Source organism: Caldimonas sp. KR1-144 (genome assembly GCF_049446155.1).
Taxonomy (GTDB): Bacteria; Pseudomonadota; Gammaproteobacteria; order Burkholderiales; family Burkholderiaceae_C; genus Rivibacter.
The window spans coordinates 170,687-193,098 of record NZ_JBMSEE010000008.1; the positions used below are offsets into that span (position 1 = coordinate 170,687).

General features: G+C 70.3%; 17 protein-coding genes and 1 tRNA gene. 16 read left to right on the plus strand and 2 right to left on the minus strand.

Going from position 1 to position 22,412, the window contains the following annotated elements; all coding sequences use genetic code 11:
• Nucleotides 1–2: 2 nt before the first annotated feature.
• Nucleotides 3–527: an SET domain-containing protein gene (locus ACO2TI_RS18445; protein ID WP_423286637.1), complete on the minus strand. Its 525-nt coding sequence runs from the start codon at nucleotides 525–527 to the stop codon at nucleotides 3–5.
• A gap of 141 nt (nucleotides 528–668) precedes the next feature.
• Between ACO2TI_RS18445 and ACO2TI_RS18450 the strand changes: the two genes are divergently transcribed.
• The 11 genes from ACO2TI_RS18450 (at nucleotide 669) to ACO2TI_RS18500 (ending at nucleotide 13,132) form a co-directional block, all read left to right on the plus strand.
• The gene (locus ACO2TI_RS18450; RefSeq protein WP_423286639.1) at nucleotides 669–3,245 is read left to right on the plus strand and encodes a DNA topoisomerase III; all 2,577 of its coding nucleotides are present in this window, start codon (nucleotides 669–671) and stop codon (nucleotides 3,243–3,245) included.
• Nucleotides 3,245–4,099 carry a GNAT family N-acetyltransferase gene (locus tag ACO2TI_RS18455; RefSeq protein ID WP_423286641.1) on the plus strand — a complete coding sequence of 285 codons (855 nt, stop codon included), beginning with the start codon at nucleotides 3,245–3,247 and terminating at the stop codon, nucleotides 4,097–4,099. The genes ACO2TI_RS18450 and ACO2TI_RS18455 overlap by 1 nt, the downstream gene beginning before the upstream one ends.
• A 7-nt stretch (nucleotides 4,100–4,106) precedes the next feature.
• Nucleotides 4,107–5,105 (plus strand): AEC family transporter, encoded by a 999-nt coding sequence (locus tag ACO2TI_RS18460; RefSeq protein WP_423286643.1) that lies wholly within the window; start codon nucleotides 4,107–4,109, stop codon nucleotides 5,103–5,105.
• A gap of 62 nt (nucleotides 5,106–5,167) precedes the next feature.
• A complete protein-coding gene (locus tag ACO2TI_RS18465) occupies nucleotides 5,168–6,463 on the plus strand; it encodes a glutamate-5-semialdehyde dehydrogenase (RefSeq protein ID WP_423286645.1) in 1,296 nt (431 codons plus the stop codon).
• Nucleotides 6,463–7,188, plus strand: a complete 726-nt coding sequence (queC, locus tag ACO2TI_RS18470) for a 7-cyano-7-deazaguanine synthase QueC (RefSeq protein ID WP_423286646.1) — start codon at nucleotides 6,463–6,465, stop codon at nucleotides 7,186–7,188. The genes ACO2TI_RS18465 and queC overlap by 1 nt, the downstream gene beginning before the upstream one ends.
• A 72-nt stretch (nucleotides 7,189–7,260) precedes the next feature.
• On the plus strand, nucleotides 7,261–7,893 hold the full coding sequence (locus ACO2TI_RS18475; protein WP_423286647.1) for a LemA family protein: 633 nt from the start codon (nucleotides 7,261–7,263) through the stop codon (nucleotides 7,891–7,893).
• A complete protein-coding gene (gene rsmB, locus ACO2TI_RS18480; RefSeq protein ID WP_423286648.1) occupies nucleotides 7,874–9,223 on the plus strand; it encodes a 16S rRNA (cytosine(967)-C(5))-methyltransferase RsmB in 1,350 nt (449 codons plus the stop codon). The genes ACO2TI_RS18475 and rsmB overlap by 20 nt, the downstream gene beginning before the upstream one ends.
• Nucleotides 9,224–9,281: 58 nt before the next feature.
• On the plus strand, nucleotides 9,282–9,959 hold the full coding sequence (locus ACO2TI_RS18485; protein WP_423286649.1) for a DUF4390 domain-containing protein: 678 nt from the start codon (nucleotides 9,282–9,284) through the stop codon (nucleotides 9,957–9,959).
• Between the two features lie 28 nt (nucleotides 9,960–9,987).
• A complete protein-coding gene (locus ACO2TI_RS18490) occupies nucleotides 9,988–12,270 on the plus strand; it encodes an ATP-binding protein (RefSeq protein ID WP_423286650.1) in 2,283 nt (760 codons plus the stop codon).
• A gap of 49 nt (nucleotides 12,271–12,319) precedes the next feature.
• Nucleotides 12,320–13,009, plus strand: a complete 690-nt coding sequence (locus ACO2TI_RS18495) for a response regulator (RefSeq protein WP_423286651.1) — start codon at nucleotides 12,320–12,322, stop codon at nucleotides 13,007–13,009.
• A gap of 47 nt (nucleotides 13,010–13,056) precedes the next feature.
• A tRNA-Phe gene (locus ACO2TI_RS18500) sits at nucleotides 13,057–13,132 on the plus strand.
• A gap of 62 nt (nucleotides 13,133–13,194) precedes the next feature.
• On the opposite strand, the gene ACO2TI_RS18505 is transcribed toward ACO2TI_RS18500, so the two are convergent.
• A complete protein-coding gene (locus ACO2TI_RS18505; RefSeq protein WP_423286652.1) occupies nucleotides 13,195–14,121 on the minus strand; it encodes a LysR family transcriptional regulator in 927 nt (308 codons plus the stop codon).
• A 106-nt stretch (nucleotides 14,122–14,227) separates the two neighbouring features.
• Between ACO2TI_RS18505 and metE the strand changes: the two genes are divergently transcribed.
• From metE to ACO2TI_RS18530, 5 genes are all read left to right on the plus strand, one after another.
• Nucleotides 14,228–16,558, plus strand: a complete 2,331-nt coding sequence (gene metE, locus ACO2TI_RS18510; RefSeq protein WP_423286653.1) for a 5-methyltetrahydropteroyltriglutamate--homocysteine S-methyltransferase — start codon at nucleotides 14,228–14,230, stop codon at nucleotides 16,556–16,558.
• A gap of 102 nt (nucleotides 16,559–16,660) precedes the next feature.
• Nucleotides 16,661–16,987, plus strand: coding sequence for a preprotein translocase subunit YajC (gene yajC / locus ACO2TI_RS18515; RefSeq protein WP_423286654.1), 327 nt, complete (start codon nucleotides 16,661–16,663; stop codon nucleotides 16,985–16,987).
• Between the two features lie 117 nt (nucleotides 16,988–17,104).
• Nucleotides 17,105–18,994 carry a protein translocase subunit SecD gene (secD, locus tag ACO2TI_RS18520; protein ID WP_423286655.1) on the plus strand — a complete coding sequence of 630 codons (1,890 nt, stop codon included), beginning with the start codon at nucleotides 17,105–17,107 and terminating at the stop codon, nucleotides 18,992–18,994.
• A gap of 16 nt (nucleotides 18,995–19,010) precedes the next feature.
• A complete protein-coding gene (gene secF, locus ACO2TI_RS18525; RefSeq protein ID WP_423286656.1) occupies nucleotides 19,011–20,045 on the plus strand; it encodes a protein translocase subunit SecF in 1,035 nt (344 codons plus the stop codon).
• Between the two features lie 43 nt (nucleotides 20,046–20,088).
• Complete coding sequence (locus ACO2TI_RS18530) at nucleotides 20,089–22,407, plus strand: DUF1631 family protein (protein ID WP_423286657.1); 2,319 nt, start codon at nucleotides 20,089–20,091, stop codon at nucleotides 22,405–22,407.
• Nucleotides 22,408–22,412: the final 5 nt, after the last annotated feature.

Genomic DNA, 22,412 nt, shown 5'->3' on the forward strand with positions numbered 1-22,412 from the left:
GCCTATCGCTTGGGCGAGAGCATGGTCTTGCGGCAGCGCTTGCTGCCGCAGCGGCACTCGTACTGCTTCTTCAGCTTGGGCGTGTAGCGCTCGTCGATCACCAGGCCGTAGTCGTAGAACAGCTCCTCGCCCGGCTCGATGTTGCGCAGCGCCTTGATGAAGACGCGGCCGTCGTCGGTCTCGTCGGCCTCGCAGTTGGGCTCGCAGGCGTGGTTGATCCAGCGCGCCGCGTTGCCGCCGTACTTCGCATCGATGACGTGGCCGTCGTTGATGTGGAAGTAGAAGGTGTGGTGCGGATCCTTCGGATCGTGCGGATGGCGGCGCAGCGCCTCGGGCCAGCTGATGATCTCGCCCTTGTATTCGATGACCACCTGGCCCTCGGCGATCGGCTGGGTCGCGTAGACGCCCTTGCCGTGCACGCCCGAGCGGCGTACCTGGATGCGGCGGCCGGATGCGGCTTGCGGCGCGGCGGTCTTCGGCTTCTTGGCGGGGTTCGGCGAGGCTTTCTTGGCGCGCGCTTGCGTCATCGGGCTCTTTCGGTACATTGAAAAAAGGCAGGCGCGCGTGCGCACGTATGCGTACGTGCGTGCGCGTGAGCGGCCCGGATTGTAGGAGCGCGGTATGCCGCACTCCTCGCCACGCCGAGCCAACCCATCGAATCCGAGACCATGAGCACAGCAAGCAAAGCCCTCGTCATTGCCGAGAAGCCCTCGGTCGCGCAGGACATCGTCCGTGCGCTGACGCCGGCGTCGGGCAAGTTCGACAAGCACGACGAGTACTTCGAGAACGAGCATTACGTCGTGACCTCGGCCGTCGGCCACCTGGTCGAGATCAAGGCGCCGGAAGAGTTCGACGTCAAGCGCGGCAAGTGGAGCTTCGCCAACCTGCCGGTCGTGCCGCCGCACTTCGACCTCGCGCCGATCGACAAGAGCAAGGGCAGGCTCAACGCCATCGTCAAGCTCGTCAAGCGCAAGGACGTGGGCGAACTGATCAACGCCTGCGACGCGGGCCGCGAGGGCGAGCTGATCTTCCGGCTGATCCAGCAGTACGCGAAGGCCAAGCAGCCGGTGCGCCGCCTGTGGCTGCAGAGCATGACGCCGCAGGCGATCCGCGACGGCTTCGACAAGCTGCGCAGCGACGCGCAGCTGCAAGGCCTGGCCGACGCCGCGCGCAGCCGCAGCGAGGCCGACTGGCTGGTCGGCATCAACGGCACGCGCGCGATGACCGCGTTCAACTCGCGCGACGGCGGCTTCTTCCTCACCACCGTGGGCCGGGTGCAGACGCCCACGCTGTCGATCGTGGTCGAGCGCGAGGAGAAGATCCGCAAGCACGTTGCGCGCGACTACTGGGAGATCAAGGCCGACTTCGGTGCGCAGGCGGGCCTGTACGAGGGCAAGTGGTTCGATCCCAAGTTCAAGAAGGACGAGGACGCCGATCGCCGCGCCGATCGCGTGTGGGACCAGCAGCAGGCCGACGCCATCGCCGAGGCCGTGCGCGGCCAGCCGGGCACGGTCAGCGAAGAGGCCAAGCCCAGCTCGCAGGCCAGCCCGCTGCTCTACGACCTCACCAGCTTGCAGCGCGAGGCGAACGGGCGTTTCGGCTTCTCGGCCAAGACCACGCTCTCGCTCGCGCAGGCGCTGTACGAGAAGCACAAGGCGCTGACCTATCCGCGAACCGACTCGCGCGCGCTGCCCGAGGACTACCTCGGCGTCGTCAAGCAGACCGTGAAGATGCTGGCCGAGGAAGACATGCCCGGCCCGCTGCGCGAGCTCTCGCAGCACGCGGCCAAGGCGATCAAGGAGGACTACATCCGCCCGACCAAGCGCGTGTTCGACAACGCCAAGGTCTCGGACCACTTCGCCATCATCCCGACGCTGCAGGCGCCCAAGTCGCTGACCGAGGCCGAGGCCAAGCTCTACGACCTGGTGGTCAAGCGCTTCCTCGCGGTGTTCTATCCGAGCGCCGAGTACCTGGTCACGACGCGCATCACCAAGGTCGCCACCAGTGCCGGCGAGCAGCACTTCCAGACCAACGGCAAGGTGCTGGTGAATCCGGGCTGGCTCGCGGTCTACGGCAAGGAGGCGCAGGACGAGGACGCCAACCTCGTGCCGGTGCAGGCGAACGAGGCGGTGACGACCGAGGCGGTGGTCGTCAACGGCCTGAAGACGCGTCCGCCCGCGCGCTACAGCGAAGCGACGCTGCTGACCGCGATGGAAGGTGCCGGCAAGCTGATCGAGGACGAGGAGCTGCGCGCCGCGATGCACGAGAAGGGCCTGGGCACCCCGGCCACGCGCGCGGCCATCATCGAAGGCCTGATCCTCGAGAAATACATGGTGCGCGAGGGCCGCGAGCTGATCCCCACCGCCAAGGCCTTCCAGCTGATGACGCTGCTGCGCGGGCTCGACGTCGAAGACCTCACCAAGCCCGAGCTGACCGGCGACTGGGAGTACCGCCTGGCCGAGATGGAGCACGGCCGGCTCTCGCGCGAGGCCTTCATGCGCGACGTCGCCGCGATGGCCGAGCGCATCGTCAAGAAGGCCAAGGGCTACGACCGCGACACCATTCCCGGCGACTACGCGACCCTGAAGACGCCCTGCCCCAACTGCGGCGGCGTCGTGAAGGAGAACTACCGCCGCTTCGCCTGCGAAAGCTGCGAGTTCTCGATCACCAAGATCCCCGGCGGGCGCAGCTTCGAGCTGCACGAGGCCGAGGCCTTTCTGCGCGACAAGAAGATCGGCCCGCTCGAAGGCTTTCGCTCCAAGGCCGGCTGGCCGTTCACCGCCGAGCTGCGCCTGGCCTATGACGACGAGATCAAGAACTGGAAGCTCGAGTTCGACTTCGGCGACGACGGCAAGGAAGGCGGCGCCGACGGCGAGCCGGTCGACTTCTCCGGACAGGAGAGCCTGGGACCTTGCCCCAAGTGCAAGGGCCGCGTGTTCGAGCACGGCAGCAACTACGTCTGCGAGCACAGCGTCGGCGCGCACGTGACCTGCGACTTCAAGACCGGCAAGATCATCCTGCAGCAGCCGATCGCGCGCGAGCAGGCGAGCAAGCTGCTGGCGACCGGCAAGACCGACCTGCTGGAGAACTTCGTCTCCAACAAGACCAAGCGCAAGTTCAAGGCTTTCCTGGCCTACGACGCCAAGGAAGGCAAGGTCGGTTTCGAGTTCGAGCCGCGCGAGGCGCGCGCGCCGGCCAAGAAGGCGGCGGCCAAGAAGACCGCGGCGGCGAAGAAGGCGGCGTGATGGGCGCGGGTGTGACCGCGCCGTCGATCACGGCCGCTTCCGATTGGCCGGCCGAGGCCTTGCTGGAGGCCTTCGACGACGCGTTCTCCGACTACATCGCCGGCGCACCCGACATCGCGCTGGCCGCATGGCCGGTCTTCCTGCGCCGCCAGGGCATCGACCTCGCGACCAGCCGCGTCGTTGCCGAGGCCGGGCGCATCCTGGCCTTCTCGCTCGTCGCGCCGCTGGCCGACGGCCGCACGCGGCTGGCGACGATGGGCGCACGCCGCGAGGCGCGCGGCAGCGGTGCGGCGCGCGCGCTGCTGGCGCGCTCGATCGCCGATTCGCGCGAGCGCGGCGACCGCTGGATCGAGCTCGAGGTCTTTGCGCAGAACCCGCGCGCGCTGGCGCTGTACCGGTCGCACGGCTTCGTCCCGGTGGCCGAGCTGTTCGGCTATGAGCGCGCGCCCGGCGCGACGCCGGCCGACCAAGACGCGGCGATCGAAACGGTCGACATCGAAGACGCGGTCCGCTGGTTGAACGACGCTGCGATCGACGCGCTGCCGTGGCAGGTGTCGGCGCAGGCCATCGCCCTGGCCGCGACGCCGCCTTCGGCCTGGCGGCGCGGGCGCGCGCAGTTGCTGTTCCACGCGCGCGGCGAGCAGCGCGTGGTCGTCGCCAGCCTGGTCGATCTCGGCGCGACGCAGCAAGACGCGCGGGTGCTGCTGCGCGCGCTGGCCAACGCTCACCCGAATGCCACGCTGGCCATGCCGCAGCTGCAGCGCGCCGACCTCGGCGGCGACGCGATGCAGGCCGAAGGCTGGCAGCGCCTGGCGCTGCACCAGCAGCTGATGCGCTGCCGCTTCGACAACTGACCGACGCATGCCCCCGATCCTCTTCTTGAAGCTGATCGCGATCTTCGTGACGATCGCGATCGGCTGGGCCGCCGGCCGCACGGCGGCGTTTCGCGGCGGCGATGCCGCGCGCATCCTGTCCAACGCCGCGTTCTACATCTTCGCGCCCGCGCTGCTGTTTCGCGCCACGGCGCGCATCGACTTCCACGCAATGCCGTGGCGCGCGCTGCTGGTGTTTTTCGTGCCGGTGGTGGCGTGGATGCTGCTCGTCTACGCCTGGCAGCGCCGCAGTCTGCGGCAGGAACCGGCGGCGTCGCCGGCGCGGCCCGCGGCGCGCGCGATCACGGCCGCGTTCGGCAACAACGCCCAGCTCGGCATCCCGATGGCCGCGGCGCTGTTCGCCGAGGCCGGCCTGCAGATCCACGTCGCGGTGGTCAGCCTGCATGCGCTGACGCTGCTGACGATCCTGACGCTGCTGGTCGAGCGCGACCTCGCGCATGCACAGGCGCAGGCCTCCGGCCAGCGCGCGCCGCTGGGCCGCACGCTCGCGCTGGTGGCGAAGAACACCATCGTTCATCCGATCGTGCTGCCGGTCCTGGCGGGCATGGGCTGGAATCTCACCGGCTGGCCGTTGCCGGGCCCGGTCGACGAGGTGCTGCAGATGCTGGGCACGGCGGTGGTGCCGCTGTGCCTGGTGGCGATCGGCCTGTCGCTCGGGCATTACGGCCTCAAGGGCGCGGCGGCGTCGGCGGTCGCGCTGTCGGCCGGCAAGTTGCTGGTGCAGCCGGCCCTGGTGCTGGCGGCCGGGCTCGCGGTCGGCGGACTGGCGGGCCTGCCACTGGCGGTGATCGTGATGGCGGCGTCCAACCCCACCGGCGCCAACGCGCTGATGTTCGCGCAGCGCTACCGCACGCAAGAGGGCGAGACCACCGCGGCGATCGTCGTCTCGACGCTGGCTTTCGTCGTCACCGCGCCGCTGTGGCTGGTGCTGCTCGGCCTGCTGCCGGGCGGGCTCGGGGTTCGCTAGACACGCGTGCGCTGCCCCTTGGCGTCGGTAGGGCGAACGGGCTGCGCGACAATCCGCCCACGATGGATGCCCAAGAAAACGTCGACACCCTGATGCGCCGCCTCGGCGAGGCCGCGCGCGGCGCGTCGACCGCGATGGCCGCCGCGAGCACCGCGGCCAAGAACGCCGCGCTGCTCGCGCTGGCGGCCGAGATCCGCGCCGAGTCGCTGGTGCTGCAGACCGAGAACGCGCGCGACGTCGCCGCCGCCGAGGCCGCGGGCCTGGCCGCGCCGATGGTCGACCGCCTGCGCCTGACCGACAAGGTGATCGCGCAGATGGCCGAAGGCTGCGAGCAGGTCGCCGCCCTGCCCGACCCGATCGGCGAGATGAACCACCTGCGCCGCCGCCCGAGCGGCATCACGGTCGGCCAGATGCGCGTGCCGCTGGGCGTGTTCGGCATGATCTACGAGAGCCGGCCGAACGTGACGATCGACGCCGCCTCGCTGGCCATCAAGAGCGGCAACGCGGCGATCCTGCGCGGCGGCTCGGAGGCCATCCACTCGAACACCGCGCTGATGACGCTGGTGACGCGCGCGCTGGGCACCAACGGCCTGCCGATCGATGCGGTGCAGCTCGTGCCGACCACCGACCGCGCCGCGGTCGGCCGCCTGCTGGCGATGCCCGAGTACGTCGACGTGATCATCCCGCGCGGCGGCAAGAGCCTGGTCGAGCGCGTCGCCAACGAGGCCAAGGTGCCGGTGATCAAGCACCTCGACGGCAACTGCCACGTCTATGTCGACGCGGCCGCGGACCTCGAGATGGCGGTCGCGGTGACCGACAACGCCAAGACGCAGAAGTACAGCCCCTGCAATGCCGCCGAGTCGCTGCTGGTGCACCGCGCGGTGGCCAACGACTTCCTCACGCGCATCGGCACCGTGTTCGCCGCCAAGGGCGTCGAGATGCGCTGCGATGCCGAGAGCCTGGCGCTGCTGAAGGCAGCGCTGTTCCACGTCGCCGGCGTCAAGCTCGTCGAGGCGAGCGAGGCCGACTGGTCCTGCGAGTACCTCGCGCCGGTCATCAGCATCAAGCTGGTCGACTCGCTCGACGAGGCGATCGCGCACATCAACCGCTACGGCTCGCACCACACCGACGCGATCGTCACGCGCGACCATCCCAACGCGATGCGCTTCCTGCGCGAGGTCGACTCGGCCAGCGTGATGGTCAACGCCAGCACGCGCTTCGCCGACGGCTTCGAGTTCGGCCTCGGCGCCGAGATCGGCATCTCGACCGACAAGTTCCACGCGCGCGGCCCGGTCGGGCTCGAAGGCCTGACCTCGATGAAGTGGATCGTGCTGGGCAACGGCGAGGGACGCAGTTGATGTCGAGCGTGGGGGCCCCAGATCCCCGCGGCGCGCTGGTGCTCTTTTCCGGCGGCCAGGATTCCACCGCCTGCCTCGCCTGGGCGCTCGAGCGCTACGCGCGCGTCGAGACCATCGGCTTCGACTACGGCCAGCGCCACCGCGTCGAGCTCGAGTGCCGCCCGCGCGTGATCGCGGCCTTGCGCGAGCGCTTCCCGCACTGGAGCGCCAAGCTCGGCGACGACCACCTGCTCGACCTCTCGCTGCTCGGCCAGATCAGCGACACCGCGCTGACCGATGCGCGCGCGATCGAGATGCAGGCCAACGGCCTGCCCAACACCTTCGTGCCGGGCCGCAATCTGCTGTTCCTCGGCTTCGCGGCGACGCTGGCGTATCGCCGCGGGCTGTCGGTCCTGGTCGGCGGCATGTGCGAGACCGACTACTCCGGCTACCCCGACTGTCGCGACAACACGCTCAAGGCGCTGCAGGTCGCGCTCTCGCTCGGCATGGACACCCCGATGACGATCGAGACGCCACTGATGTGGATCGACAAGGCGCAGACCTGGGCGCTGACCGAGCGGCTCGGCGGCCAGGCGCTCGTCGACCTGGCGGTCGAGCACACGCACAGCTGCTACCTCGGCGAGCGTTCGCAGCGGCACGACTGGGGCTACGGCTGCGGCCAGTGCCCCGCCTGTGCGTTGCGCGCGGCCGGCTGGCAGGCGTGGCGCGCGCGCCGCGCCGCGTGACGCCGTGCTCGCCGCGCGTGCATCGCGCGCATACAGTGGCCGCCCTGGAACGGCTCCTTCCGGAGGCAGGCGATGCCATCGACTTCGATGTTCTCGACGCGCGCGGTGCTGATCCTCGTCGCGGCCCTGCTGGTGTTCTGGGCCGTCGGCGCCTACAACCGGCTGGTGCGGCTGCGCAGCGCGATGGTCGCCGCGTGGGGGCCGCTGGATGCCCAGCTCAAGCGTCGGCATGGCCTCGCGCGCGAACTCGGCGAGATGCTTGGCGGCGCGCTGCCGGCCGACGCGCCGCTGGCCGAGCGGGCGGTGATCGAGGCGGTGGTCGCCGCGAGCCGGCAGGCCGACGCGGCCTGCGGCCACATCCATGGCCGGCCGGTCGATGCCGGCGGCGTGCAAAGCCTGGGCGTGGCCGAGCGCACGCTGGACCACGCGCTGCGCTCGCTGCGCCGCGTGTTCGACGCGCATGCCGGCTTGCTGAACGAGCCCTCGCTCGGCGAGCGCACCGAGTCGCTGATGCAGGCGCTGCAGCAGACCGAGGCGCAGATCGCTTTCGGGCGCCAGCAGCACGAGCAGTCGGTGCAGGCGCTCAACGCGGCGGTGACCGAATGGCCCACGCGCGTGATCGCCGCGCTGTTCAACGTGCGCAGGACGACCAGCCTGCCGCAGCCCGAGCCGCTGTCCGAGGTGCATGAGCCGTCCCGCCTCTGAAGCCGGCGCGAGCGCGCCGCTGGCCGTCTTGCTCACGCACGCCGCCGATGCGGTGGCAGCGGTGCGCGCCGGCCGCTCGCTGACCGATGCGCTGGCCGCCGTGCCGGCGGCCACGCGCGCCGGCACGCAGGCGCTGGCCTTCGATGCGCTGCGCGAGCTGGGCCGCGCGCAGGCGCTGCGCGCGGCGATGGTCACGAAGACGCCGCCGCCGTGGGTCGACGCGCTGCTGCTGGTGGCGCTGGGCTTCGTCACGCGCGAGGCCGATGCGGCCGGCTCCAGCTACGCGCCGCACACGCTGGTCAACCAGGCCGTCGAGGCCGCCAAGCGGCGCGCGAGCGCGCAGTCCGGCCTGGTCAATGCGGTGCTGCGCCGCGCGCTGCGCGAGCGCGACGCGCTGCTCGCGTCGGTGGCGGCCGATCCGGTGGCGCGCTGGAACCATCCGCGCTGGTGGATCGATCGCCTGCGTGCCGACTGGCCTGAACAGTGGCAAGCCGTGCTCGCGGCCAACAACGCGCGCGCGCCGATGACGCTGCGCGTCAATGCGCGGCGCGGCGACGCCGCGTCCTACGTCGCGCGGCTGGCCGAGGCCGGCCTCGCGGCGCGCCAGGTCGGGCCGCAGGCGGTCGAACTGCTGCGCCCGGCGCCGGTCGGTGCGCTGCCCGGCTTCGCCGACGGCGACGTCTCGGTGCAGGACCTCGCCGCGCAATGGGCCGCGCCACTGCTGCTCGGCCCGGCCTTCAATGGCGACACACCGCTGGCGGCCGGCGCGCGGGTGCTCGACGCCTGCGCGGCGCCCGGCGGCAAGACCGCCCACCTGCTCGAACTGGCCGAGCTCGACCTGCTGGCGCTCGACGCCGATGCGCAGCGCCTCGCGCGCGTCGACGAGACGCTGGCGCGCCTGCGCCTGGCCGCGCGCACCCGCGCGGCCGATGCGCGCGATGTCGCCGCCTGGTGGGACGGCCGCCCGTTCGACGCGATCTTGCTCGACGCGCCGTGCAGCGCCTCGGGCATCGTGCGCCGCCACCCCGATGTGCGCTGGCTGCGCCGCGAAAGCGACCTCGACGGGCTCCGCCGCACCCAATCTGGCCTGCTCGATGCACTGTGGCCGCTGCTGGCGCCGGGCGGGCGTCTGGTCTACGCCACGTGCTCCGTGTTTCGCGCCGAGGGCGCACAACAGATCGACGCTTTTTTGCAACGAGCCCCCGATGCCTGCCCGAGGCCATCCCCCGGTCACTGCCTGCCCCTGGTCGACAATGCCGACACGTCGGCGGCCCATGCCTCGGCCACCGACGGTTTCTTCTACGCACGCATCGACAAGCAGGGCCGCTGAAGCGACTCCCCGACCGGCTCCATGGGTCGCGGTACGTTCAATCGGCTAAGGGACGCCGTTGGAAGCACCCACCGCATCGACCGGCCCGCGCCTCGCGCGACGGGACTGCGCCACCGCCTTCGGCGGTTCGTCGGCGCTGCTGCAAAGTTCGCTGCGCACGCTGCTCGTTGCCGGCCTGTGTCTGCTACTGGCCCTGGGCGGCCTGCTGGGGCCCGGCAGCGCACGCGCCGAGGGGGCGCCCGTGCTGCAATCGTTCGAGCTCAGCCATGGCGAGGACGGCCTGATGCTCGGCTACGTGCTGGATTTCGATCTCTCGCGGCCGGTCGAGGACGCGCTGCTCAAGGGCGTGCCGCTGTACTTCGTCGCGCGCGCCGAGGTGCTGCGCAGCCGCTGGTACTGGCGCGACAAGCGCATCGGCGGCGCCGAGCGCAACTGGCGCCTGGCGTGGCAGCCGCTGACGCGGCGCTACCGGCTCAGCCAGGGCTCGCTGAGCCAGAGCTACGAGCGGCTCGACGACGCACTGGCCGCGATCCAGCGCGCCTCGCGCTGGAAGATCGCCGACGCCGCCGCGCTCGAGCCCGACACGCGGCAGTACGTCGAGTTCTCGTTCCGGCTCGACACCTCGCAGCTGCCGCGCCCGCTGCAGATCGGCATCGGCGGCCAGGCCGACTGGAGCCTGACGGTCGAGCGCCAAGCCGTGGTGCCGCCGCCCGACGCGCCGCCGGCGCTGCGTTGAGACCCAAGAGCGAAGAGGAGCGCGCCGAATGAACCGCCGCGATGCCCGCTGGGCGTGGCTGGCCGCGCTCGTCGCCGCCACCGGCGCGGGCCTGGTGCTGAGCTTCCTGCTCGCCATCTCGACCAACAACCAGCAGGTCTACGAGCGCCACTACCCGTGGCTGTTCTGGGTCAACGTGGTGATTGCCTGCGTGCTGCTGCTGGTGGTGGTCTCGGCCACGGTGCAGCTGATGGTGCGCGTGGTGCGCGGGCGCTTCGGCAGCCGGCTGCTGCTGCGCCTGGCGCTGATCCTCGGCCTGGTCGGCCTGCTGCCCGGCGTGCTGGTCTACACCGTGAGCTACCTGTTCGTCTCGCGCAGCATCGAGAGCTGGTTCGACGTGCAGGTTGAGGGTGCGCTCGATGCCGGCCTCAACCTCGGCCGCGGCACGCTCGACACGCTGGTCAACGACCTCGCCGGCAAGACGCGGCTGGCCGCCGAGCGCATCGCCGACGGCGCGGAGCGCGCGCAGCCGCTGGCGCTCGAGCGCCTTCGCGAGCAGCTCGCGGCGCAGGAAGTGGCGGTGCTCGGCCTCAACGGCCAACGAATTGCCTCGGCCGGCGCCGCCGGCAACCTGTTCGCCACCGAGCGCGTGACGCAGGCCCAGCTGCGCCAGGCACGCACGCAGCGCGTCGTCGCGCAGCTCGAGGGCCTGGATGACGACGGCGCGGGCGGCCAGGGCGCGGCCGGCGTCGCCGCGGCCAGCGCCGTCGCGGCGGCCGGCGGCAGCTCGCAGCCTCGCGTGCGGGCGCTGGCGCTGATTCCGACCGCCGGCTTCGCGCTGGCCGGCGGCGAGCGATTCCTGCTCGTCACGCAGCTGCTGCCCTCGTCGCTGGCGGCCAATGCGCTGGCCGTGCAGGCCGCGTACCGCGAGTACCAGCAGCGTTCGCTGGCGCGCGAGGGCCTGCGCAAGATGTACATCGGCACGCTGACGCTGACGTTGATCCTCGCGGTGTTCAGTGCAGTGGCGCTGGCGCTGGCGTTCGGCAACCGCGTCGCCAAGCCCTTGCTGCTGCTGGCCGACGGTGTGCGCGAGGTCGCGCGCGGCGACCTGCGTCCCAAGGCGGTGTTCACGTCGCGCGACGAACTGGGCGGCTTGACGCGCGACTTCGCCGAGATGACGCGCCAGCTGGCCGATGCGCACAGCTATGCCGAGCGCAGCGCCGCCGCGCTCGACGCCGCGCGCGCGAAGCTGCAGACCATCCTCGACAACATGAGCGCTGGCGTGATCGTGTTCGACCGCGACCACCGCATCGACACCGTGAACCCGGGCGCCACGCGCATCCTGCGCGCGCCGATGTCGGCCTATCTCGGCAGCGCGCTCGAGCTGGTGCCAGGGCTGGAGGCGTTCGCGCGGCAGGCCCATGAGCGCTTCGAGCAGGTCGAGTCGCAGCCTGAGGCGGGCGAGCGCATCGACCAATGGCAGCACAGCTTCTCGCTGCGTGCCGGCGACGAGGCGCTGACCCTGCTGGTGCGCGGTGCGCTGCTGCCCGACGGCGCGCGGCTGATCGTGTTCGACGACATCTCCGAGCTGGTCTCGGCGCAGCGCGTCGAAGCCTGGGCCGAGGTCGCGCGCCGGCTGGCGCACGAGATCAAGAACCCGCTGACGCCCATCCAGCTGTCGGCCGAGCGGCTGCAGCACAAGCTCGAGGCCAAGCTCGCCGAGCCGGCCGATCAGCAGATGCTCGCCAAGTCGGTTGCCACCATCGTCGCGCAGGTGCAGGCGATGAAGCAGCTGGTCAACGAGTTCCGCGACTACGCGCGCCTGCCGGCCGCGCAGCTCGCACCGCTGGATCTCAACGCCCTGGTCGGCGAGGTGCTGCAGCTCTACGCTGCGCAACAGGAGGCCGGGCGCGTGCGCGCCGAACTGGCCGAGGCGCTGCCGCGCATCGAGGGCGACGCGACCCAGCTGCGCCAGGTGGTGCACAACCTGGTGCAGAACGCGCTCGATGCGGTGGCCGACCGGCCCGACGGCGTGGTGAGCGTGCGCACCGAGGGCGCGCGCCACGACGACGGCCGCTGGCGCAGCGTGCGACTGGTCGTCGCCGACAACGGCCCGGGCTTCGCCGAGCGCGTGCTCAAGCGCGCGTTCGAGCCCTACGTCACCACCAAGAGCAAGGGAACGGGCCTGGGTCTTGCGGTGGTCAAGAAGATCGCCGACGAGCACGCCGCGCGGGTGCGCGTGGCCAACATTGCGGGGCCTGCAGGGCCCGAGGGCGAACCCGTGTCGGCGGGCGCGCAGGTTTCGATATCATTTTCGAAGTGGCTCGCGTGACCGTTGCGGGCCGCCAGCGCGCGCCGGTGCGCGCTGTTTCCGAGATTCCATGGCCAATATCCTCGTAGTCGACGACGAACTGGGCATCCGCGCGCTGCTGTCGGAAATCCTCAGTGACGAAGGGCACACCATCGAGCTTGCCGAGAACGCCGCGCAAGCGCGCGCCTCGCGCGAGCGCGAGCGTCCCGATCTGGTGCTGCTCGACATCTGGATGCCCGACGTCGACGGCGTGACCCTGCTCAAGGAGTGGGGCGCCAGCGGCCTGCTGACGATGCCCGTGATCATGATGAGCGGCCACGGCACGATCGACACCGCGGTCGAGGCGGTCAAGGTCGGCGCGATGGCCTTCCTCGAAAAGCCGATCACGCTGCAAAAGCTGCTGCGTGCCGTCGAGCAGGGCCTGGCCAAGCCGGCGGCCCGGCCGCAGGCCAATGCGCCGACGCCGCTGCGCGCCATCGACGGCCGCGAGCGCTTCAACGAAGTCGCCGCCCCGCTGGGCAGCGGCGCGCTGGCCGCAGCGCTGGGCCCGCAGGCCGAACAGAGCTTCGAACTCGACCGTCCGCTGCGCGAGGCGCGCGACGCTTTCGAGAAGGCCTACTTCGAGTTCCACCTCGCGCGCGAGAACGGCAGCATGACGCGCGTGGCCGAGAAGACCGGTCTCGAGCGCACCCACCTCTACCGCAAGCTCAAGCAGTTGGGCGTGGACCTGAGCCGCAACAAGAAAAGCCTGGTCGGCTGACGCCCAGAGGGTCAGCAGCAAAGACGCTGCTATACTCTCGGGCTCTTGGCTCGGTAGCTCAGTTGGTAGAGCAGCGGATTGAAAATCCGCGTGTCGGTGGTTCGATTCCGCCCCGAGCCACCAGATATTTCAAAGCCCCGCGAGGTCGTGCCTCTCGGGGCTTTTTGCATTTCGCTCGCGTCATTTCACAGCAGCCGCACGCCCGGCAGCGTCGCGATCGAGGTCTCGCGCATCAGCCGCAGGAACTCGACGATGTAGGGGCGCTCGCGCAGCCGTTCGGGCACCGCCGCGAACAGCCGTCCGCCAAGGCCGTCGCGGCCGATGCGATGGCTGGCGACGTAGCCGCGGTCGAGGTAGCTCTTCACCGCCCACAGCGGCAGCGCAGCCAGCCCGCGCCCGCTGGCGACGAGCTGCAGCATCGCGACCGTGAGCTCGGTCGTGCGGCGCGGCGGCGTCACACCGGCCGGCCGCAGCACGCGGCGCACGAGGTCGAGCATGTCGTCGGGCACCGGATAGGTGATCAAGGCCTCGTTGGCGAAATCGGCCGCCTCGAGCCAGGGCTTGGCCAGCAGCGCATGGCCGCGCGGCAGCACCGCGACGATCTCGAAGCCGAACAGCGGGTGCACGTCGATGCCGGCCTCGCCGTCGCTCGGCTCGGAGACGATCGCCAGCTCGGCGCGGTCCTGGTGCAGCAGGCCGACCGGGTCGGCGTGGAAGCCCGAGACGATGTCGAGCTCCACCGCCGGCCAGCGCTCGCGCAACGCGTCCATCGCCGGCATCAGCCAGTCGAAGCAGGTGTGGCACTCAACCGCGATGCGCAGCGTGCCGGCTGCGCCCTGCAGCAGGCGCGCGATGTCGCGCTCGGCATCGCTCACCTGCGGCAGCAAGGCGGCGGCCAGCGCGAGCAGGCGTTGGCCGGCCGGCGTGAAGGCGAGCGGGTTGGACTTGCGCTCGAACAGGGCCGCGCCGTAGTGCGACTCCAGCGCCTTGATCTGGTGAGACAGCGCCGACTGCGTCAGCGCAAGCCGCTCGGCCGCGCGCGACAGATTGCCGGCCTCGTGCAGGGCTTGCAGCGTCTTCAGGTGGCGCAGTTCGAGCGGTGAAGCAGGCATGGCTGCATGAAGAGGATTCAGGGTGATCGCCAGAAAGTTTCGCTTGAGCGCGCACGGCGACGTGGCCGATGATCTTAAGTGACATTCATCTTGTTATTCGATCATCATGATAAGAACTCATGTTCTCGGCTTTCCTCGCATTGGCGCCCAACGCGAGCTGAAGTTCGCGCTCGAGCGGCACTGGCGCGGCGAGATCGATGCGGAGGCCTTGGAGGCGGTTGGCCGCATGCTGCGCGAGCGGCACTGGGCGCTGCAGCGTGCCGCCGGGCTCGACGTGGTGACGGTCGGCGACTTCGCGTTCTACGACCACGTCGCGAACCACGTCCTGATGTTCGGCTGCGAGCCGGCGCGCTTCGGCTTCGACGGTGGTGAGCCCGAACTTGCGCGACTGTTCACGCTGGCGCGCGGCGTCGCCGCCGAGCCGGTGCACGAGGCGGGTTGCCGATGCGTTGGCGAGCACGGCGATGCGGGCCGCGCGGCGCTCGAGATGACGAAGTGGTTCGACACGAACTACCACTACCTCGTGCCCGAGTTCGGACCGCACACCGGCTTTCGGCTCGCGTCGCGGCGCCTGCTCGACGAGGTGGCGCAGGCGCGCGCGCTCGGCCACGAGGTCAAGCCGGTGCTGGTCGGTCCGCTGAGCTTTCTCTGGCTGGGCAAGTCGCAGGTCGAGGGCTTCGACCGCCTCGAGCTGCTCGAGGTGCTGCTGCCGGCCTATGTGGAACTGCTGGTCCAGCTGCGCGCCGCCGGCGTTGCCTGGGTTCAGATCGACGAGCCCATCCTCGGCCTCGACCTGCCCGGCGCCTGGCGCCTCGCGTTCGAGCGCGCCTACCACGCGCTGCATGGCGCCGGCGTGCCGCTGATGCTGGCGACGTACTTCTCTGCGCTGGAAGACCAGCTCGGCCTGGCCTGCAGGCTGCCGGTCGCCGGCCTGCACATCGACGCGGTGCGCGCGGGCCATGAGCTGCAGGCGGTGCTCGACTGGCTGCCGCAGCACAAGCAGCTGTCGATCGGCGTCGTCGATGGCCGCAACGTCTGGCGCTGCGACCTCGACCGCGCGCTGGCACAGGTGCGCGCCGCGCTCGAACGCCGGCGCGCCGACGTCTGGATCGCGCCCTCGTGTTCGCTGCTGCACGTGCCGATGAGCCTGGCCGGCGATGCCGCGCTCGACGACGAGCTGCGCGGCTGGCTGGCCGGCTCGGTGGAGAAGCTCGACGAGCTGGCCCTGCTCAAGCGCGCGCTGGTCGAAGGCAAGCAGGCCGTGGGTGCCGAGCTCGCAGCGGCGCGTCGCGCACGGGAACAGCGCCTGTCGAGCGCGCGCGTGCGGCGGCCCGCAGTGACGCAGCGGTTGGCCGAGCTGCCCGCCGACGCCGATCGGCGCGCCAGCCCTTTCGAGGCCCGGCGCGAGCGCCAGCGCGCGCGGCTCGCACTGCCGGCCTTTCCGACCACGACGATCGGTTCGTTCCCGCAGACCGCCGCGATCCGCGCCGCGCGCGCGGCCTTCAAGCGCGGCGAGCTTGCGGCCGACGCCTACCGCGACGCGATGCGCGAGGAGATCGCGCTGGCCGTGCGCGAACAGGAGGCGCTCGGGCTGGACGTGCTGGTGCACGGCGAGGCCGAGCGCAATGACATGGTGGAGTACTTCGGCGAGCAGCTCGATGGCTTTGCGTTCACCGCCAACGGCTGGGTGCAGTCCTACGGCTCGCGCTGCGTGAAGCCGCCGGTGCTTTACGGCGACGTCGCGCGGCCGCGGCCGATGACGGTCGAGTGGACGGCCTATGCGCAGCGCCTGACCGCGCGACCCATGAAGGGCATGCTGACGGGCCCGGTGACGATCCTGCAGTGGTCCTTCGTGCGCGACGACCAGCCGCGCGCCGACACCGCGCTGCAGATCGCGCTGGCGATCCGCGACGAGGTCGCGGATCTTCAGGACGCCGGCATCGGCGTGATCCAAATCGACGAGCCGGCGGTGCGCGAGGGCCTGCCGCTGCGGCGTGCGCAGTGGGGCGCCTACCTGGCGTGGGCGGCGCGGGCGTTTCGCGTCGCCGCCGGCGCGGCGCGCGACGAGACCCAGATCCACACCCACATGTGCTATGCCGAGTTCAACGACATCCTGCCCGAGATCGCGTCGATGGACGCCGACGTGATCACGATCGAGACGAGCCGTTCCGGCATGGAGCTGCTGCGCGGCTTCGGCGCGTTCCGCTATCCGAACGAGATCGGGCCCGGCGTCTACGACATCCATTCGCCGCGCGTGCCGTCGGTCGAGGAGATGCTGGTTCTGCTGCGTCGGGCGGCCGCCGTGATCCCGCCCGAGCGGCTATGGGTCAACCCGGACTGCGGCCTGAAGACGCGCGGCTGGCCGGAAACGCGCGCTGCCTTGCGGCACATGGTCGAGGCGGCGGCGCGGCTGCGCGCCGAAGCGCCGGCCGGCTGACCGAGCAGGAAGTCTTGGGGGGGGGCGAGCGGTGCGGCAGCCCGCGAGGGGTCCGGCCACTACAATCGACGGCTTACCTTACAGACCCCCCAAGGACCCACCGTGTTCTTCATCTCCGAAGCCTACGCCCAGGCCGCGCCGGCCGCCGGCGGCGCCGAGTCCAGCTTGCTGTCGATGCTGCCGCTGGTGCTGATGTTCGTCGTGCTTTACTTCGTGATGATCCGCCCCCAGATGAAGCGGCAGAAGGAGCACAAGGCGATGATCGAGGCGCTTGCCAAGGGCGACGAGATCGTCACCGCGGGCGGCGTGCTGGGCAAGGTCGCCAAGCTGGGCGACAACTACTTGTCGATCGAAGTGGCCACCGGCGTCGAACTGCAAGTGCAGCGCAGCGCCGTGGTGCAGGTGCTGCCCAAGGGCACGCTGAAGTAACCCGCTCGTGTTGCGCCGGGCCACGGGGCTCGGAACCATCGAGGCCGTGACGTCGTCAACCGCGACGCGCGGCCTTTCGCGCAACAGAGCGTCCATGCGCATGAAAGGACAGCGGCCATGAACCGCTACCCGTGGTGGAAGTACGCGATCATCGCTGTCGCGCTGCTGATCGGCCTGATCTATACCCTGCCCAACTTCTTTGGCGAGGCGCCGGCGGTGCAGGTCTCCAGCGGCAAGGCGACCCTCAAGCTCGACGCCAGTCTGGTGCCGCGCGTCGAGAAAGCGCTGGCCGACGCCGGCGTGACGGCCGACTTCGTGCAGTTCGACGGCAACTCGGTCAAGGCGCGCTTCGCCGACACCGACACGCAGATCAAGGCCAAGGACGCGATCGCGCGTGCGCTCAACCCGGATGCCGCCGATCCGAGCTACATCGTCGCGCTCAACCTGCTGAGCCGCTCGCCGACCTGGCTGGCCTCGCTGCACGCGCTGCCCATGTACCTGGGCCTGGACCTGCGCGGCGGCGTGCACTTCCTGATGCAGGTCGACATGAAGGGCGCGCTGACCAAGCGCGCCGACGCGATGGCGGGCGACATGCGCACGCTGCTGCGCGACAAGAGCATCCGCCACGCGGGCATCCAGCGCACGGGCGATGCCGTCGAAGTGCGCTTTCGCGACGCGGCCACGCGCAGTGCGGCACGCAACGTGTTGGCCGACGCGCTGCCTGACCTGGCGTGGACCGAGGGCGCGGAAGGCGCCGACCTCACGCTCGTCGGCGCACTCAAGCCCGAGGCCGCGCGCCGCGTGCAGGAGCAGGCGCTCAAGCAGAACATCACCACGCTGCACAACCGCATCAACGAGCTGGGCGTTGCCGAGCCGGTGATCCAGCAGCAGGGCCTTGATCGTGTCGTCGTGCAGTTGCCCGGCGTGCAGGACACCGCCAAGGCCAAGGACATCATCGGCCGCACGGCAACACTCGAAGTGCGCCTGGTCGACGACAGCGTCGAGGCCGCGGCCGGCGCGGCGGGCACCGGGCCGGTGCCCTTCGGCACCGAGCGCTACGTCGAGCGCGGCGGCGCGCCGCTGATCGTCAAGCGCCAGGTCATCCTGACCGGCGACAACCTGACCGACGCGCAGCCCGGCTTCGACGGCCAGACGCAAGAGCCGGCCGTGCACCTGACGCTCGACGCCAAGGGCGCGCGCATCTTCCGCGACATCACGCGCGAGAACGTCGGCAAGCGCATGGCGATCCTCTTGTTCGAGAAGGGCAAGGGCGAGGTCGTCACGGCGCCGGTGATCCGCAGCGAGATCGGCGGCGGTCGCGTGCAGATCTCGGGCCGCATGACCACGCAGGAGGCCAGCGACACCGCGCTGCTGCTGCGTGCCGGCTCGCTGGCCGCGCCCATGGAGATCATCGAGGAGCGCACGATCGGCCCGAGCCTGGGCGCCGAGAACATCGGCAAGGGCTTCGACAGCGTGAAATACGGCTTCGCCGCAATCGCGGTGTTCATGTGCCTGTACTACCTGCTGTTCGGTGTGTTCTCGACGCTGGCGCTGGCGCTGAACCTGGTGCTGCTGGTCGCGGTGCTGTCGATGCTGCAGGCCACGCTGACCCTGCCGGGCATCGCGGCCATCGCGCTGACGCTGGGCATGGCCATCGACGCCAACGTGCTGATCAACGAGCGCGTGCGAGAGGAGCTGCGCAACGGCCGTCCGCCGCAGCAGGCGATCAGCGCCGGCTACGAGCACGCCTGGGCCACCATCCTCGACTCCAACGTCACCACGCTGATCGCCGGTGTCGCGCTGCTGGCCTTCGGCTCCGGCCCGGTGCGCGGCTTCGCGGTCGTGCACTGCCTGGGCATCCTGACCTCGATGTTCTCGGCGGTGTTCTTCTCGCGCGGCCTCGTCAACCTCTGGTACGGCCGCAAGAAGAAGCTCAAGAGCGTGTCGATCGGCCAGGTCTGGCGACCCGACGGCGGCAACGGCGACGCGCCGGCGGCCAAGGCCTGAGCGAGGAACGAAAGCCATGGAATTCTTCCGCATCAAGCGCGACATCCCATTCATGAGGCACGCGTTGGTCTTCAACGCGATCTCGTTCATCACCTTCGCGCTGGCGGTGTTCTTCATCGCCACGCGCGGCTTGCACCTGTCGATCGAGTTCACCGGCGGCACCGTGCTCGAGGCCCAGTACACGCAGCCGGCTGACATCGGCAAGGTTCGCTCGGCGGTCGAGGCGCTGAATTTCGGCGAGGTGCAGGTGCAGAACTTCGGCACCTCGCGCGACGTGCTGATCCGCCTGCCGTTGCGCGGCGAGGTGAAGCAGCAGGAGGTGGTGGGCCGCGTCTTCGGCGCGCTGTGCGCGGCCGAACAGGGTCAGGTCAAGCAAAGCGAGGTCATCACCGACAAGGGCGAGCACATCAGCAAGCAGGTCTGCGAAGCGGCCGGCGGCGAGCCGGTCAAGCTGCAACGCAGCGAGTTCGTCGGCCCGACGGTCGGCGAGGAGCTCGCGCGCGACGGCGCCTACGCCCTGCTGGCCACGGTGGCCGGCATCATGCTCTACCTGTCGATCCGCTTCGAGTGGAAGTTCGCGGTCGCCGGCATCGTCGCGAACCTGCACGACGTGGTGATCATCCTGGGCTTCTTCGCCTTCTTCCAGTGGGAGTTCTCGCTGTCGGTGCTGGCGGCGGTGCTGGCGGTGCTGGGCTACTCGGTCAACGAGTCGGTCGTGATCTTCGACCGTATCCGCGAGGCCTTCCGCAAGTTCCGCAAGATGACCACGCCGCAGGTGATCGACCACGCGATCACCAGCACGATGAGTCGCACCATCATCACCCACGGCTCGACGCAGATGATGGTGGTCTCGATGCTGCTGTTCGGCGGCCCGACACTTCACTACTTCGCGCTCGCACTGACGATCGGCATCCTGTTCGGCATCTACTCGTCGGTGTTCGTCGCTGCGGCGATCGCGATGTGGCTGGGCGTCAAGCGAGAGGATCTCGTGAAGGCGCAGGCGCGCAACGAAGGGGATCCCGACGATCCGAACGCCGGGGCCGTGGTGTAGAGTTCCACGATCCCTTATCAGCATAGGACCGCCGCCTAGCCCCATGGCGACCGCTTCCCAGCCGTCGGCCCTTGCCGCGCAGGCCCGACGGGTCTTCGTGGAGTCGCTGGTTTGGGGCATTCCGTCGGCGGTCCAGCGCCTGCACGAGGGCGTCCACCGGTTGACCGAAGAGAAGGCTGCACCCGAGATCGCGCACAAGCGCCAGCACGCGCTGCTGGACCTTCAGGCGCCGCTGCCGCGCTTCCAGCACGTGCTCGTCGACCTGCTCAACGCCGGGCCGCAGTCGCTGGCCTGGCGCACGCGCACCGGCACGCTGTCGCAGCAACTGCCTGCCGGCGCGCCGTTGCCGGCCCTGGAACTGGTCGACGACGAAACCATCGAGATCGAGATCCTCGGCTCCCGGCTGGCGCTGGCGATCACCGACCAGGCCTCGTGGGAGTTCACCGACCTGCGCGCGCGCATGAGCAGCCTCGAGCACAACGAGGACCTGCCCTCCGACGACATCCTGCGTCCGCACGTGCTGGCGCGCATGGTGCTCGAAAGCTGGCGCGAGGCGGCTTTGACGCTCGAGCACTGGCGCATCTTCCAGGAAGTGATCCATCGGCATTTCGCCGAGCTCAGCGAAGAGGCCTACCACGAGACCAACCGCTGGCTGCTCGGCGAGGGCGTGCGCCCCGAGATCGACCTGAGGCCGTTCATCAAGGTCTCGCACGGATCGGGCGTCGCGCCGATTCCCATCACCTCGGGCTTCGGTGACCTGCAGCCCGGCGGCTCGGCTTCGGTCGTGCGGCGCGGCTCGGCGACGGTTGGCGTCGGGGCGCCGACCGGCGGCGTCCACGAAGAGACGCGCCTGATGACGCGCATGAGCGCCCTCGCCGCCGGCGGCGGCTCGAGCCATGCCGCGGCCGTGCTCGGGCGCCTCAACAAGCTGGTCGGCCGCTATGTGCCGGAGTTCGCGGCCACCGCGGTCGAGATGGCGTCTCCGGGGCTGGCCGCGGCGATCGCGGACCACCAGAGCATGATCCAGCGGCAGATGGCCACCACGGCGCGCGAGCGCGCGCTGATGTCGGCCCCCGCCATGCTCCAGGACCTGCAGCAGCGCAAGGAAGCGCTCAAGCAGGCGGCGGCCACGCCGGTCGAGCGCGCGACGATCGAGATCGTTGCGCTGCTGTTCCAGAGCATCCTGACCGAGGAGCGCATCCCTGCCGCCGTGCGCGTGTGGTTCGCGCGCCTGCAGATGCCGGTGCTGCGCGTCGCGGTCAGCGAGCCGGACTTCTTCGCCACCACCGATCACCCGGCGCGCAAGCTGATCGACCGCATGGGCGCGTGCGTGATGGGCTTCGACGCCACCTCGCGCGAGGTCGGCGACGCGCTCGACAAGGAGATCAAGCGCGTCGTTCAGGTCGTCGAGGCCTACCCCGACACCGGCCGGCGCGTGTTCCAGACCGTGCTGACCGAGTTCGAGCGCTTCCTCGAGCACTACTTCAAGAACGAGAACGAGCTCACACGCAAGGGCGTGTCGCTGGCGCAGCAGGTCGAGCAGCGCGAGACGCTGGCGATCCAGTACACGATCGAGCTGCGCAAGATGCTCAACGAGGTGCCTGTGCAAGAGGGCGTGCGCGCCTTCCTGTTCCACGTCTGGGCCGATGTGCTGGCGATGACTGCGCTGAAGTCCGATGCCCAGAGCGACCGCATCAAGGCGATGAAGCGCGCCGCGGCCGACCTGATCTGGTCGGCCAGCGCCAAGGTCTCGCGCGAGGAGCGCGCCGAGGTGATCAGCCGCTTGCCCGGACTCCTCAAGACGCTGCGCGAAGGCATGGCCGAGGCGGGTCTGCCGCCCGAGAAGCAGGACGAGCACGTCCAGGCCCTCAATGACTCGCTTGCGGCGGCCTTTACCGCGCGCGCCGCGGCCATCCCCGCCGAGCGGCTGGACGAGCTGATGGGCCGCCTCGAAACGCTCGAAGAGCTGCTGCCCGACGCCGATGACGTGCAGATCGATGAATCGATCGTCATGGACCTGTCGGGCCACGAGAGCACCGACTTGCAGGTCGTCACCGAAGGCGGCTCGATGCCCACGCCGGCGATGCTGGCCTGGGCGCGCGAGCTTCAGGTCGGCGGTTGGTACATGCTTGAGCACCGTGGCCGCATCGAGCCGGTGCAGCTGGCCTGGCAGGGCTTGCGCAAGCAGCTGAGCCTGTTCGTCTCGCAGGATGGCCGTGGCACGTTGTTCCAGCAGAACCGCCTGGCGGCCTTCCTCCAGGCCGGCCTGCTCGTACCGGCGCAGGACGAGTCGCTGACGGTCAAGGCCACGCGCAGCGCGCTGGCCAAGCTCGACGTCGATCCGGGCCGGCTGTTCAGCTGAGCCGC

Excerpts from the sequence above, each read along its gene's own strand:
- ACO2TI_RS18445 (WP_423286637.1), bottom strand. The coding sequence starts at position 527 with ATGACGCAAGCGCGCGCCAAGAAAGCCTCGCCGAACCCCGCCAAGAAG.
- ACO2TI_RS18465 (WP_423286645.1), top strand. The coding sequence starts at position 5,168 with ATGGATGCCCAAGAAAACGTCGACACCCTGATGCGCCGCCTCGGCGAG.
- secD (WP_423286655.1), top strand. The coding sequence starts at position 17,105 with ATGAACCGCTACCCGTGGTGGAAGTACGCGATCATCGCTGTCGCGCTG.
- rsmB (WP_423286648.1), top strand. The coding sequence starts at position 7,874 with ATGAGCCGTCCCGCCTCTGAAGCCGGCGCGAGCGCGCCGCTGGCCGTC.
- ACO2TI_RS18460 (WP_423286643.1), top strand. The coding sequence starts at position 4,107 with ATGCCCCCGATCCTCTTCTTGAAGCTGATCGCGATCTTCGTGACGATC.
- queC (WP_423286646.1), top strand. The coding sequence starts at position 6,463 with ATGTCGAGCGTGGGGGCCCCAGATCCCCGCGGCGCGCTGGTGCTCTTT.
- ACO2TI_RS18530 (WP_423286657.1), top strand. The coding sequence starts at position 20,089 with ATGGCGACCGCTTCCCAGCCGTCGGCCCTTGCCGCGCAGGCCCGACGG.
- ACO2TI_RS18455 (WP_423286641.1), top strand. The coding sequence starts at position 3,245 with ATGGGCGCGGGTGTGACCGCGCCGTCGATCACGGCCGCTTCCGATTGG.
- ACO2TI_RS18450 (WP_423286639.1), top strand. The coding sequence starts at position 669 with ATGAGCACAGCAAGCAAAGCCCTCGTCATTGCCGAGAAGCCCTCGGTC.
- ACO2TI_RS18505 (WP_423286652.1), bottom strand. The coding sequence starts at position 14,121 with ATGCCTGCTTCACCGCTCGAACTGCGCCACCTGAAGACGCTGCAAGCC.
- secF (WP_423286656.1), top strand. The coding sequence starts at position 19,011 with ATGGAATTCTTCCGCATCAAGCGCGACATCCCATTCATGAGGCACGCG.
- metE (WP_423286653.1), top strand. The coding sequence starts at position 14,228 with ATGATAAGAACTCATGTTCTCGGCTTTCCTCGCATTGGCGCCCAACGC.
- ACO2TI_RS18490 (WP_423286650.1), top strand. The coding sequence starts at position 9,988 with ATGAACCGCCGCGATGCCCGCTGGGCGTGGCTGGCCGCGCTCGTCGCC.
- ACO2TI_RS18475 (WP_423286647.1), top strand. The coding sequence starts at position 7,261 with ATGCCATCGACTTCGATGTTCTCGACGCGCGCGGTGCTGATCCTCGTC.
- ACO2TI_RS18495 (WP_423286651.1), top strand. The coding sequence starts at position 12,320 with ATGGCCAATATCCTCGTAGTCGACGACGAACTGGGCATCCGCGCGCTG.